We start from the raw sequence: 11470 nt of genomic DNA on the forward strand, positions 1-11470 counted from the left end.
GGCCGCCAGTGCGGCCGAGCCCATGTGTTGCAGTCAAATCAGAACGGTTTGGTGGGCAGGTATTTGCCATCCAGAGTGATCACCGCGCGCGAGCCACCCTCGGGGTCTTCGACTTTCTTGATGTCCAGCTTGAAATTGATGGCACTGATGATGCCGTCGCCGAACTTTTCATGGACCAGCGCTTTCAAGGTGGTGCCGTACACCTGCAACATCTCGTAGAAGCGGTAGATGGTCGGGTCGGTCGGGACACCATTCTGGATGCTGCCGCGCAGTGGCACGGTCTGCAGCAGCGCGATGCCGTCCGCGTCGAGGCCGAGCTTGTCACCCACCACCTGGGCGGCGCTCGCCGGCAACGGGTGCTGGCCCAACAGTGCTGCGGTGACGAACGCTTCGGACAAGCCGGTGCCTTCGGTGATCTGGGCGAACGACAGGTCTTTGCGGGCTTTGGCCAAAAGGATGACTTCGCTCAGGGCAAGGCGGGCGTTCTGGCTGATTTGCGATTGGATCATGGTGTTTCTCCTTGGTTGAAAGATGTTCAGGCAACGCGCTTGGGTTGATGGGAAACGGCGTGCACTTCGGGGTTGTCGGCGAGGGATACGAATGTGCCGGTACTGCCATCGAAGGCGTCGATCAGCCCGCTTTCGATGTCGTAGATCCAGCCATGTAATGTCACGCGGCCTTCTTCCAGGGCCAGGCGCACCGAGGGGTGAGTCTGGATGTTGGCAAGCTGGGCGATCACGTTTTCGCGCACCATGGCTTCGACCTTGGCCTGCGGGCCGAAATGGTTGCGGGCTTCGTTTACCACTCGGGCGGAATCGGCGTAGCGCAGCCAGCCAGCCACTGCGGGCATGTGGTCCAGGCATTTGCAGGTGGCGATGGCCGTCATGGCACCGCAATCGGAGTGGCCGCAGATGACGATGTCGGAAACCTGCAAGGCCGCCACGGCGTATTCGACCGAGGCCGATACGCCTCCAGGCTCGGGCCCGTAGGACGGCACGATGTTGCCCGCATTGCGGATGACGAACAGGTCGCCGGGTTCGCGCTGGGTGACCAGCTCCGGCACAAGGCGGCTGTCGGAGCATGAGATGAACAGGGCACGTGGGCTCTGCTGGCTGGCCAGGTCCTTGAACAGTTTGACGCGCTCGGGATAGGCGTCTTTCTGGAACTTCAGAAACCCGTCGATGATGTCTTTCATGGCTGACTCCTTGAGTGACGCGATGTGTTGAAGCAAAGGTTACGCAGCGCTTTGAATAAGGTAAAAGTCTGATTTATGATAAGGTTGATCAGATAATCTTATAGGTACACCCATGCTTGCCCGGCACATTCAGTACTTCATCGCAGTGGCAAACCATCTCAGTTTCACGCGCGCCGCAGCGGCCTTGCATGTGTCTCAACCGGCTTTGTCGCAGCAGGTCCGGCAGCTGGAAGAGAGTCTCGGCACACCGTTGTTCGATCGCTCAGGCAGAACCACGCGATTGACGGATGCCGGCGAGGTGTACCTGCGCTATGCCAAGCGAGCCGCGCAGGAACTGCAGGAGGCAAAACGAGCCATTGATGACCTCGGCGATCTGAGCCGCGGATCACTTCGGGTGGGGGTAACACCGACATTCACCAGCTACCTCGTTGGCCCGCTGGTTGCCGCGTTCCATAGCCGGTACCCGAACATCACGCTGGTGGTGCGAGAGATCGCTCAAGAGGCGATGGAAGAACTGTTGTTGGCCGACGAGGTTGATGTGGGCATTGCGTTCGACAACGGCCATCATCTGGACCTGGAGGCCCAGGCGCTACTGGTCGAAACCCTCGCGCTGGTGGTCGGCAAGCAACATCCTCTGGCCACGACGGGCAGTATTGGCCTGGAGGCGTTGAACTCAGAATCGTTGATACTCTTGAGCGCCGAATTCGCCACGCGTGAGCAGATCGACAGCTACTGCCGCCAGCACGACATTCGCCCTCACGTACAAGTGGAAGCCAATACCATCAGTGCGCTTATCGAAGTGGTCAGCAGGACGACGCTCTCGACCTTGTTGCCGGCCACCATCGCCCTGGCTCACGAGCAGTTGGTCGCTATCGAGCTAGACCAGCAGCGCTTGCAACGCACTGCTGTTCTGATGCAACGAAAAGGGGTTTACCAAACGGCTGCAGCGAGGGCCTTTGTCGAACTGGCGATGAAAGTGGCCAAGCAACTTGAGGCGCCAGGCTGCTCCGCTCAGCTGATGTAGAAGGGCGCGATTGGCTGCTATCGCCCCATCGCTGCACCTGTCCAAAGTGCTGTTGCCAGTGCTGGCCTCATCGCCGGCAAGCCGGCTCCCACATGGGCCCTGCCAACTCTGTGAGTCATGTGTTGTCCTGTGGGAGCGGGCTTGCCCCGCGAAGAGGCCAGCCCAGACACTGAAGAAGCCTGGCACGGGCTACGCCCATGTTCGCGGGACAAGCCCGCTCCCACGGGACTGTGCTACTTCGTCCTCACACGCCGGCGAATGCGCCAGGTCCCAGGCCGCCATGTCCAGATAGCGTTTTATCCACGCCTTCTGATAAGCCCCGCTGTAAATGCCATCGAGCACCAGCCAATAGATGAACAAGGCGACAACGCCGATTATCACGACTGCCAACCCTTGGCTGGTGAACACTTCCGCGCTCTTGATGAGCTCTGTGCTGATGGCAATCATGAAGGCCACGAGCGATGCGAAACCCAGGTTCTGCGACAACGGTGGCCTTGCAGGCTTGCCGACAAGGTCTGAATACGCTGACAGCTCACGGGCCTTTGCAGCCGTGTAGCCTTGCTTGCGCAGGCTCTCCAGGAAAAAGGCGTAACAGAGGGTGCTTTCCCGGTGGTGGAACGACTGCCGATCGATCACATGGTCGTCGAACGCCTGCGCATGCATCGTCCGCAGTCCCTTCAGGCGCGTGAAGTAGAGCGCGAGCCCCCAGGGCAGCAGCGCCATGTAGGCATACGGCAACAGCGCCGGGTGGATCATGGCCCACAGCGCAAAGGCCACCAGCAACAGTGTCGATGCGAATGCTGCCCACATCGGCCACAACCTGCGTGCATTCGCCCACTTGAACAAGCGCTTGTTCGGTTGCCGACGGCTGCGTTTGTAGATTTCCTGGATCTCTGCCCACTCTGCCAGTTTCATGGTGACTCATTCCCTCGAAGTCTTTTTTATTACAGTGACCGCTCCGAGCATACGTGGCGGCACCGTCAACGTCAGTGCCGAACGGACCGAATCCGGCATGGGTGTATGGCGCTGATTGATGTCAGCGTTCCACCTGTCATGAAAAGACAGCCCCCTGTCACCCGATGTGAAGCACCGCCTGCCCCCGCGGCCTACAGTCTGTTCCAGCGTGTCCTGACGCTCACAACAACAATGCAGACTGGAGAACACACTCATGGCCAAAGCCGTACGCTTCTACGAAACCGGTGCCCCTGAAGTCCTTCGCTACGAAGACGTCGAAGTCGGTGAACCTGGCCCGGGAGAAGTACTACTTCGTCATATGGCCGTTGGCCTGAACTACGCCGACACCTATTTCCGCAACGGCACCTACCCGATCCCCATGCCCAACGGCATCGGCGTCGAGGCAGCGGGTGTGGTCGTGGCGCTGGGCCAGGGCGTGACCAACGTCGCGGTCGGCGACCGTGTGACCTACACCGGCTTCATCAATACCCTCGGCGCCTACAGCACCGAGCGCATCATCCCCGCCGCGCCCCTGATCAAGCTGCCCGAAAACATCAGCTGCGAAACCGCTGCAGCCATGACCATGCGCGGGCTGACGTCGTCCTACCTGCTGCGCCGCATCTATGACTTCAAGGCGGGCGACACCATCCTGCTGCACGCCGCCGCCGGCGGTGTCGGCCTGATCGTCTCGCAATGGGCCAAGCTGCTCGGCCTGAACGTGATCGGCACCGTGTCCACCGACGCCAAGGCCGAGCTCGCCCGCGCCCATGGCTGCGCGCACACCATCAACTACAGCCACGAAGACGTCGCCAAGCGCGTGCGCGAGCTGACCGACGGCGCGGGCGTCAACGTGGTGTTCGACAGCGTTGGCCGCAACACCTTCATGAGCTCGCTCGACTCGCTCAAGCGCCGCGGCCTGATGGTCTGCGTGGGCACCGCCTCAGGAACCATCGAACCGTTCGATCCGCAGATCCTGGCAATGAAGGGTTCGCTGTTCGTGACCCGCCCTGCCCTGGCCGACTACATCGCCGACCCGGCCGAGAAAGCCGCCCTGGCCGGCGAGCTGTTCGACCACGTGGGCAGCGGGCGCATCAAGATCGAGATCAACCAGCAGTACGAGCTCAAGGATGCCGTGCAAGCCCACCGTGACCTGGAGGCACGCGTGACCACCGGCTCATCGATCTTCTGCATCTAAGGGCGGGCCACATCATGCAAGTCGAACAATTGACCTGCACCATCGGTGCGGAACTGGTCGGCCTGAACCTGGCCGACGCCATCCATGACGATGGGCTGTTCGCCGAAGTTCGCCAGCAACTGCTCAAGCACCGCGTGCTGTTCCTGCGCAACCAGGACATCAGCCACGCCGAGCATGTAGCGTTCGCCCGTCGCTTCGGCGAGCTGGAGGACCACCCGGTGGTCGGCAGCCACCCCGACTACCCGGGCCTGGTGCAGATCCACAAGTCGCCGGAAACCCCGGTGGACCGCTACGAGAATGCCTGGCACACCGACACCACCTGGCGCGAAAACCCTTCGATGGGCGCGGTGCTGCGCTGCCTGGAATGCCCGCCCGTGGGCGGCGACACCGTGTGGGCGAACATGGTCGTGGCCTACGATCGCCTGCCAACGGATGTCAAAGCCAAGATCGAAGGCCTGCGTGCCCGGCACAGTATCGAGGCCAGTTTCGGCGCGGCCATGCCGATCGAAAAACGCCTGGCCCTCAAGGAGCGTTACCCGGACGCTGAGCACCCGGTGGTGCGCATTCACCCGGAAACCGGTGAGAAGGTGCTGTTCGTCAACAGCTTCACCACCCACTTCAGCAACTACCACACGCCCGAGCGGGTGCGCTTCGGCCAGGACTTCAACCCCGGGGGTGCCGACCTGCTGCGCTACCTGATCAGCCAGGCGACGATCCCTGAGTATCAGGTGCGCTGGCGCTGGAAACCCAACAGCATCGCCATCTGGGACAACCGCAGCACCCAGCACTACGCGGTCATGGACTATCCGCCCTGCCACCGCAAGATGAACCGCGCCGGCATCATCGGCGACAAGCCTTACTGATCGATCGCACGCCCGGTGCCCTTGGCACCGGGTCTTTTACGGCAGCTGTGCCAGCAGTCTGCCGTTTTTTTTTCGCCACGACGCAGGCGGCATGCCGAACTGGCTGATGAACCAACGGGTAAAGGACGTTGGCACCGAGAAGCCCAGCAGCACGGCAATGCGTTGCAAGGGGTAGTTGGAGTTGCCCAGGTAGCGCAGGACCAGATCGCGGCGTGCTTCGCCGATCAACCCACTGAACACATGCCCCTGATCGTCCAGCCGACGTTGCAGGGTGCGCACGTTCATGCCCTGCAGCTGGGCGATGTGCTCGATGGTCGCGCGCCCCGCCGGCAGCCACAGGCGAATCGCCTTGCGCACGGCATCGACCAGCAACGGCCCGCCGTCCTGCTGCAGCGGCACCACATAGCGCTGGGCGTTGCGCGCCATCGCAGGGTCCGCCTGGCCGCCGCTCAGCTCAAGGTTGCCATCCGGGCAGACAATGCCGTTGAAGTGGCTGCCAAACACCAGCTCGCAGCCGAACAGACGCCGATGCAGCTGCAGGTTGGCCGGTGCCGGGTGGCTGAAATGGACGCTGTACGGCCGCCAGTGCTTGCCGAGCAAGGTGGCGCACAGCCGGAACAGCACGCCCATGGCCAACTCGTTGGCCTGGCGACTGGGCATCGCGGCGCGGGTGAGCACGTCCTGGCGAATGATCGCCTTGCCCCCCTCCTCGTCCAGATGGATGGCCACCGAGTCATTCATCAGGTGCCGGTAATGCAGCAGCACCTGCAGCGCATCGCGCAGCGAGCGCTGGTGGCACAGCAACAGGCTGACCGCGCCCAGGTCCGACAGCTGCCGCGCTACGGCCATGTTCAGGCCGAAGGTCTGGCAGCCGCTGGCGGCCGCGCTGTTTTCCAGCAGACGCACCGCCGCCTCACCGCACAGGCGGTGCTCGGCGTGCTGCAACTGGGCTTTGCTCAGGCCGACGTCAGCCAGTAACGGCACGGGATCCACCCCGAGCCGCTGGCAGACTTCCAGGTAATGGGTCAGGGCGCCAGCCCGGATCAGCAGGGTCATGCAATGGCCTCCTCAGGCTGGCGAGCAGGTTGTCAGAAACCGACCTGGTCGGCTCCCTTGAGCTTGAGCATCTGCCGCGCCTCGTCGGGGCTGGCCACTTCGAGGTTCAGCGACTTGAGGATCGACACCACACGCTTGACCTGGTCGGCATTGCTGCGCGACAGCACGCCCGGCCCGTCCCACAGCGAGTCTTCAAGGCCGACCCGCACGTTGCCGCCCATGGTCGCGGCCTGGGTGGCCAGCGGCATCTGGTGCTTGCCCGCGCCCAGCACCGACCAGTAGTAGTCGTCGCCGAACAGGCGGTCGGCCGTGCGCTTCATGTGCAGCACATCCTCGGGGTGCGCGCCGATGCCGCCGAGCAGGCCGAACACCGACTGGATCAGCAGCGGCCCTTTGACGATGCCGCGGTCGAGGAAGTGCGCGGCGGTGTACAGGTGGCCGATGTCATAGCATTCGATTTCAAAGCGCGTGCCGTTGTCTGCGCAGGACTCCAGGATGTACTGGATGTCGCTGAAGGTGTTGCGGAACACCCGGTCCCGCGAGCCTTCCAGGTACGGCTGCTCCCAAGGGTGCTGGAAGTCCTTGAAGCGATCGAGCATGGGGTACAGGCCGAAGTTGATCGAGCCCATGTTCAGCGATGCCACCTCAGGCTTGAGCTGCAGCGCCGGCTGCAGGCGTTCCTCCACCAGCATGTTCGGCGCGCCACCGGTGGTGAGGTTGATCACCACGTCCGAGCGCGCTTTGATCTGCGGCAGGAACTCCATGAACAGGCGCGGGTCCTGCGAAGGTTGACCGGTGTTCGGATCGCGCGCGTGCAGGTGCACGATGGCCGCGCCCGCCTCTGCCGCGCTTACCGCGGCCTCTTCGATCTCTGCGGCGGTCACCGGCAGGTAGGGCGACATCGAGGGGGTATGGATCGAACCTGTAACGGCACAGGTGACGATGACTTTGTTTTGCTTGGCAGCCATGGGGTCTCCAATCAGCTGATGGGTTGGCCGGATTCGCGGGGCAAGCCCGTTGCCACAAGGCGCGAATGCACCATGTCGTTGTTGTAATGACGCTTGGCGTAAAGCAGCACCGCTGCCGACGCCAGGCTGATCAGCGGCACCAGTTGCATGGCGGCATCCAGCCCGATGTGGTCGGACACCTTGCCGGTGATCAGCGGCCCGCTGGCAAGGCCGAGCAGGTTGTTGGCCAGGGTCAGGGTGGCCAGTGCGGTGCCATGCACCGACGCGTGGGTGAGGTTGCCGACAATGGCGCTGGTCGGGCCATTGGTGCCTGCCGCGACCATCATCCCCAGGCAGATCAACACCAGTTGCGCCAAGCCGTGTGGCAAGGCGAACGCCAGCGACAGCAACAGGCAACTGCCCAGGCAGTAGGCGACGCTCAGGCTGACCTGCCGGTCCACCCGGGTGCGCGACAGACGATCGCAGAGCATGCCGCACAGGATGATGCCGACCGCCCCGCACAGCAGGATGATCGCCGACACACTGCCGGCCTGGTCAGTGCTCATGGCGTAGTAACGGTTGAGGTAGCTGGGCATCCAGACGATCACCGTGCCCCCGACGAACAACTGCAGACCACTGCCCACGTAGGCGCACAGCACCGAGCGGGTGGCATACAGCGTGCGCAGCGGGCGCTGCGCCGCGCCGTTGGCCTTGTCGGCCAGGGCAGCCAGACGCTTGGGCGAGACCAGCGCTTCCTTGACGATGGCCGGGTACACCACCGCCAGCACCAGGCCCAACAGTGCGATGACGGCAAACGCCCAGCGCCAGCCGAACTGCTGCGCGATGGCGCCGCCCAGGGCGATGCCCAGCACCGAGCCGAACATGCCCCCGGCCATGAACGAACCTTGCAAGGTAGCGCGCATGTGGCGCGGGAACACCGACATCACCACGGCCCCGCCGACGCTGCCGTAGGCAGCCTCGCCAACGCCCACCAGAAAGCGTGCGACCAGCATCTGCTGGTAGTTCTCGGCCAGTGCACAACCCAGGGTCGCCAGGCTCCACAGCATGGCCATCAGCACCAGGCTGCGGACCCGGCCGAAACGGTCGGCCAACAGCGACAACGGAAAGGTCAACAGGCCGACCATCAGCGCCACGATGCCGCTGAGCAGCCCCAGCTGGCCATCGGACAGCGCCCATTCGCCCTTGAGCAGCGGGAACACGGCATTGAGTACTTGCCGCGACATGTAATCGGAGATCAGCAGGCCAAAGGTCAGGGCAAAGACAATCCAGGCATAGCGCCTGGGTATGCCTGCAGAGGTGTCGGTACCATCTTCAGCGCACGGGTGATAGGCGGCCATGCTGCAACCTCATCGATTTTATTGTTGTTGTGAATCGAGCTTGTAGCCTGCAGGGCGGCCGTGCGGTGGCCGACCGCCCTGCGGGGTGCACGTCAGGCGTGCAGTGGCTTAGACGGCAGCAGCGGTCTTGTGCAGGAAGCCCTGCTGGCCACCGTTGCGGTTTGGCGCGAAGCCATTGGCCTGCAGGCTTTCTTCGACGGTGTCGTAGAACACGCCGATCTTGCTGATTTCACGGGCCTGTTTGGCGGTGGCGATCGGACGGCCGAATTCACGCGAAATGCGCACCAGCTGCTCGATCTGCTGGACCGTGGACATCTTCTCGGTCTGGGACTGGTTCCACAGGTTGTCCTCGATGCCGCAGCGCACGTGCAGGCCCATGGCGATGCCCATCATGTTGACCGGCAGCACGTTGCGCATCGAGCTTTCCACGGTGAGCACCGCGCCGTCCGGCACGGCCCGCACGATGTTCGCCAGGCTGTAGATGTTCGGCACATCCATGCCACCGCCGATGGCCACCCAGTTCATCACCAGCGGGCCTTTGTAGATGCCACGGCGCATCAGGCGCTCGACCGACTCGAAGCTGTTCAGGTTGTAGCACTGGAAGGCGCTCTGGATGCCGGCGGCGCTCAGGCGACGGACGTGCTCCTCGACCCAGCCCGGCTGCGCCGGCACGGTCATTTCCTTGTAGGCCTCGTAGACCGCCGGGTCTTCCATCGAGGTACCGCGCACGTCCTGGTAGCCCCAGTGCTCGACCACGTTCATCTGCGAGGTGTTGACCGTGACGGTGACCTGATCCGGCTTGGGATCGAGTTCGGCCAGCATGTGGCGGGTGTCGTCGCTCAGCCATTTGGCCGCGGCGCCTTCGGTTTCGGGGGCGAAACTGATCGAGCCGCCTACCTGGATGATCATCTCCGGCACGGCTTCACGCACGCCGGCAATCAGCTCGTTGAACTTGGACAGGCGCTTGGAGCCCTTGCCATCGAGTTCGCGCACATGCAGGTGAAGCACGGTGGCACCGGCGTTGTAGCAGTCCACGGCTTTCTGTACCTGCTCGGCCATGGTCACCGGAATGTCCTCGGGGAAGTCGGACGGCACCCAGGAGGGGGCATAGGGCGCCGCGGTGATGATCAGCGGCTGCTGGTTTTCGGTGAACAGGTGGCCATCGAGGAAGTTCATGGGGTGTTCCTTGTTGTCATTATCAAAGGTGTGTCGGTGCAGACCGACGGCTTAGTCGGCTTCAGCGGCAAGCTTGGCCATTTCTTCCAGCAGAATCGGTGCTCCGAGGCTGCAGGTGTGGATCCCGAGCATGGCGACCGACTGCAGCACCGCGAGGATTTCCTCAGGGGTCGCGCCAAGCTTCAGGGCATTGCGGGTATGCCTGCGCACACCGGGGCTGTACATGTGCGTGCAGGACGCGTTCACCGCGATGGCGAGGAACTCGTAGGTCTTGGGGTCGATCAGGCCGCGCTTTACCGGCAGCGCCGCGGTGTGCAGGAATTGCTCGGCCCATTGCGGATCGAGGTTGACGAAACTGTCCCAGGCCGGGTTCATCCCGCCGCTGGCACGCAGGTGGTCGAGGGTCGGGGTGGCGGACATCTTGTCTTCGGTGAGCGAGGCGTTCATCAGGCATCTCCTTGGCGTTTGTCGACACCCCTTAAGTCTGCTAAAACAGGCCAGGCGATATTTAACCTTTCGGGACATCCAGACCGACACTTTCAGGGACGTGACCCCCGCATGGCCAACATGGTTGTCAGCGCTTGCCTCACCCACTACGCCGAGGTCGCCCGCGCCTGCGGGCTGGACCCGATCGCCCAGTTGCGGGCGGTGCAACTTGATCCGGCGTGCCTTGAGCGCAGCGATTTCAAGATCAGCGTCGACGGGGTCTGGCACCTGCTGGAAAACTCGGCCGGCCAGGCCGGCGTGGAAGACTTCGGCCTGCGCATGGCCGAGCAGCGCCAGCTGTCCAACCTCGGGCCGCTGGCCCAGGTGATGCGCCAGGAAAGCACCCTGCGCATGGCGCTGGACACGCTGCAGCGCTACCTGCACCTGCACAATGAAGGCTTCCTGATCCTGATCGAGGAGCGCGACGGCATCGCGGTGATTCGCGGTGAGCAGATCACCCACCAGCAACTGCCCGCCCGCCAGTCGGTCGACCTGATGATCGGGGTCACTTACCGCACCCTCAAGACCTTGCTCGGTGAACAGTGGCAACCACGATCGGTGTGCTTCCGGCACCGCGCGCCACAGGACCGCTCGACTCATTTGCGGCTGTTCGGCCCCCGTGTGCAGTTCAACAGCGTGGTCGACGGCATTGTCTGCCGTTCTGCCGAGCTGGATGCGCCGCTGCCCGGCAGCGACCCGGCGGCGGCGCGCTCTGTGCGCCGGGAGCTGGAAGCCCGGGGGGCGGTCAGTGAAACGATGGTGGATACGGTGCGGCGCCTGGTGTGGCAGCTACTGCTGACGGGGCGCTTGTCGGTGGAACAGGTGGCGGAGCAACTGGGCGTCGACCGGCGCACGGTGCACCGGCGGCTGTTGCGGCATGGGGAGAGTTTCAGCTCGATCCTGGACCAGGTGCGCCAGGAACAGGTGGTCAGGCATTTGCGTGATTCGCGGCATTCGCACAGCGAGATTGCCGAGTTGCTCGGGTTCTCATGCCTGAGTGCGTTTTCGCGTTGGTTCAGCCAGCGGTTTGGGTGCAGCCCCAGGGCCTGGCGCAAGGTGCATGTGGGTTAAGTGCCTGTACTGGCCCTATCGCCGGCAAGCCGGCTCCCACATGGATTTTTGCAGGACTTCAAACCAGCGCAGTATCTGTGGGAGCGGGCTTGTCCCGCGAAACAGGCAGCGCGGAGCATGGCACCGGCTTCGCCGGTGTTCGCGG

At 63.3% G+C, this 11470-nt stretch carries 12 protein-coding genes; 4 read left to right on the forward strand and 8 right to left on the reverse strand.

Annotated elements, in window-relative coordinates; genetic code table 11:
• Nucleotides 1-38: 38 nt before the first annotated feature.
• Both cynS and PMI38_RS25775 read right to left on the reverse strand, forming a co-directional pair.
• A complete protein-coding gene (gene cynS / locus PMI38_RS25770; RefSeq protein WP_008100954.1) occupies nucleotides 39-509 on the reverse strand; it encodes a cyanase in 471 nt (156 codons plus the stop codon).
• A gap of 26 nt (nucleotides 510-535) precedes the next feature.
• Nucleotides 536-1195, reverse strand: a complete 660-nt coding sequence (locus tag PMI38_RS25775) for a carbonic anhydrase (RefSeq protein WP_008100957.1) — start codon at nucleotides 1193-1195, stop codon at nucleotides 536-538.
• A gap of 112 nt (nucleotides 1196-1307) precedes the next feature.
• On the opposite strand from PMI38_RS25775, the gene cynR reads away from it, so the two are divergent.
• Nucleotides 1308-2219: a transcriptional regulator CynR gene (gene cynR / locus PMI38_RS25780; protein WP_008100959.1), complete on the forward strand. Its 912-nt coding sequence runs from the start codon at nucleotides 1308-1310 to the stop codon at nucleotides 2217-2219.
• Between the two features lie 189 nt (nucleotides 2220-2408).
• Here cynR and PMI38_RS25785 read toward each other — a convergent pair whose 3' ends face one another.
• Entirely contained in the window at nucleotides 2409-3134 is a 726-nt protein-coding gene (locus tag PMI38_RS25785; RefSeq protein ID WP_008100961.1) for a hypothetical protein, read from the reverse strand.
• 253 nt (nucleotides 3135-3387) lie between these two features.
• Here PMI38_RS25785 and PMI38_RS25790 point away from each other — a divergent pair, with 253 nt between their 5' ends.
• Both PMI38_RS25790 and PMI38_RS25795 read left to right on the forward strand, forming a co-directional pair.
• On the forward strand, nucleotides 3388-4368 hold the full coding sequence (locus PMI38_RS25790; protein ID WP_008100962.1) for a quinone oxidoreductase family protein: 981 nt from the start codon (nucleotides 3388-3390) through the stop codon (nucleotides 4366-4368).
• A 14-nt stretch (nucleotides 4369-4382) separates the two neighbouring features.
• Nucleotides 4383-5231, forward strand: coding sequence for a TauD/TfdA dioxygenase family protein (locus PMI38_RS25795; RefSeq protein ID WP_008100964.1), 849 nt, complete (start codon nucleotides 4383-4385; stop codon nucleotides 5229-5231).
• A 36-nt stretch (nucleotides 5232-5267) separates the two neighbouring features.
• Here PMI38_RS25795 and PMI38_RS25800 read toward each other — a convergent pair whose 3' ends face one another.
• The 5 genes from PMI38_RS25800 to PMI38_RS25820 all read right to left on the reverse strand — a co-directional run bounded on the left by PMI38_RS25800 (nucleotide 5268) and on the right by PMI38_RS25820 (nucleotide 10215).
• Complete coding sequence (locus PMI38_RS25800; protein ID WP_008100966.1) at nucleotides 5268-6287, reverse strand: AraC family transcriptional regulator; 1020 nt, start codon at nucleotides 6285-6287, stop codon at nucleotides 5268-5270.
• A 32-nt stretch (nucleotides 6288-6319) separates the two neighbouring features.
• The gene (locus tag PMI38_RS25805) at nucleotides 6320-7255 is read right to left on the reverse strand and encodes a 3-keto-5-aminohexanoate cleavage protein (RefSeq protein WP_008100967.1); all 936 of its coding nucleotides are present in this window, start codon (nucleotides 7253-7255) and stop codon (nucleotides 6320-6322) included.
• An 11-nt stretch (nucleotides 7256-7266) separates the two neighbouring features.
• Nucleotides 7267-8592, reverse strand: coding sequence for an MFS transporter (locus tag PMI38_RS25810; protein ID WP_008100969.1), 1326 nt, complete (start codon nucleotides 8590-8592; stop codon nucleotides 7267-7269).
• 108 nt (nucleotides 8593-8700) lie between these two features.
• Nucleotides 8701-9768: a 3-keto-5-aminohexanoate cleavage protein gene (locus PMI38_RS25815; protein ID WP_008100972.1), complete on the reverse strand. Its 1068-nt coding sequence runs from the start codon at nucleotides 9766-9768 to the stop codon at nucleotides 8701-8703.
• A 51-nt stretch (nucleotides 9769-9819) separates the two neighbouring features.
• Nucleotides 9820-10215 carry a carboxymuconolactone decarboxylase family protein gene (locus tag PMI38_RS25820; RefSeq protein ID WP_008100974.1) on the reverse strand — a complete coding sequence of 132 codons (396 nt, stop codon included), beginning with the start codon at nucleotides 10213-10215 and terminating at the stop codon, nucleotides 9820-9822.
• 111 nt (nucleotides 10216-10326) lie between these two features.
• On the opposite strand from PMI38_RS25820, the gene PMI38_RS25825 reads away from it, so the two are divergent.
• Nucleotides 10327-11325, forward strand: a complete 999-nt coding sequence (locus PMI38_RS25825) for an AraC family transcriptional regulator (RefSeq protein ID WP_008100977.1) — start codon at nucleotides 10327-10329, stop codon at nucleotides 11323-11325.
• Nucleotides 11326-11470: the final 145 nt, after the last annotated feature.

The sequence above is a fragment of the Pseudomonas sp. GM84 genome (genome assembly GCF_000282535.1).
In the GTDB taxonomy this organism is placed as follows: domain Bacteria; phylum Pseudomonadota; class Gammaproteobacteria; order Pseudomonadales; family Pseudomonadaceae; genus Aquipseudomonas.

Excerpts from the sequence above, each read along its gene's own strand:
- cynS (WP_008100954.1), bottom strand. The coding sequence starts at position 509 with ATGATCCAATCGCAAATCAGCCAGAACGCCCGCCTTGCCCTGAGCGAA.
- PMI38_RS25805 (WP_008100967.1), bottom strand. The coding sequence starts at position 7,255 with ATGGCTGCCAAGCAAAACAAAGTCATCGTCACCTGTGCCGTTACAGGT.
- PMI38_RS25775 (WP_008100957.1), bottom strand. The coding sequence starts at position 1,195 with ATGAAAGACATCATCGACGGGTTTCTGAAGTTCCAGAAAGACGCCTAT.
- PMI38_RS25800 (WP_008100966.1), bottom strand. The coding sequence starts at position 6,287 with ATGACCCTGCTGATCCGGGCTGGCGCCCTGACCCATTACCTGGAAGTC.
- PMI38_RS25825 (WP_008100977.1), top strand. The coding sequence starts at position 10,327 with ATGGCCAACATGGTTGTCAGCGCTTGCCTCACCCACTACGCCGAGGTC.
- PMI38_RS25795 (WP_008100964.1), top strand. The coding sequence starts at position 4,383 with ATGCAAGTCGAACAATTGACCTGCACCATCGGTGCGGAACTGGTCGGC.
- PMI38_RS25820 (WP_008100974.1), bottom strand. The coding sequence starts at position 10,215 with ATGAACGCCTCGCTCACCGAAGACAAGATGTCCGCCACCCCGACCCTC.
- PMI38_RS25815 (WP_008100972.1), bottom strand. The coding sequence starts at position 9,768 with ATGAACTTCCTCGATGGCCACCTGTTCACCGAAAACCAGCAGCCGCTG.
- PMI38_RS25810 (WP_008100969.1), bottom strand. The coding sequence starts at position 8,592 with ATGGCCGCCTATCACCCGTGCGCTGAAGATGGTACCGACACCTCTGCA.
- PMI38_RS25785 (WP_008100961.1), bottom strand. The coding sequence starts at position 3,134 with ATGAAACTGGCAGAGTGGGCAGAGATCCAGGAAATCTACAAACGCAGC.
- PMI38_RS25790 (WP_008100962.1), top strand. The coding sequence starts at position 3,388 with ATGGCCAAAGCCGTACGCTTCTACGAAACCGGTGCCCCTGAAGTCCTT.
- cynR (WP_008100959.1), top strand. The coding sequence starts at position 1,308 with ATGCTTGCCCGGCACATTCAGTACTTCATCGCAGTGGCAAACCATCTC.